1 protein-coding gene is annotated in these 374 nt (G+C 65.5%); it reads right to left on the bottom strand.

The genetic code is table 11. The features are described from left to right. The coding region (locus AAHZ94_RS35145; RefSeq protein ID WP_349997696.1) for a condensation domain-containing protein at positions 1–374 on the bottom strand (374 nt) is incomplete at both ends.

The following is a 374-nucleotide window of genomic DNA, read 5'->3' as shown; positions in this document are numbered from 1 at the left end:
GCCGAGCCGCGCTCGAAGAGGTCCGTGCTGAAGTCCAACGCACCGTCCAACACCACACCCTCAGCCGTACGACGCTCCGCGAAACGGAAGGTCAGGTCGAACTTGGCCGCGCCGGTGTGTACGGGCTCTCCCGTGACCGAGAGGCCGGGCAGAGCGGTAGTGGTGGAGAGGGAGTTCTGCTCGGTGTTGTCCAGGGTGAGCATGGTCTGGAAGAGCGGGTGTCGCGACAGGCTGCGCTCCGGGTTCACCACTTCCAGCAGCCGCTCGAAGGGCAGGTCCTGGTGCGCGTACGCCTCGAAGTCCCACGCCCGCACCCGCTCCAACAACTCAGCGAACGTCGGATTCCCCGACGTATCCGTACGCAACACCAACGT

It is taken from the genome of Streptomyces sp. HSW2009, from assembly GCF_040240285.1.
GTDB lineage: Bacteria > Actinomycetota > Actinomycetes > Streptomycetales > Streptomycetaceae > Streptomyces.
The sequence above is the reverse complement of the archived record's forward strand: the minus strand, read 5'-3'. Positions and strand labels throughout refer to the sequence as shown.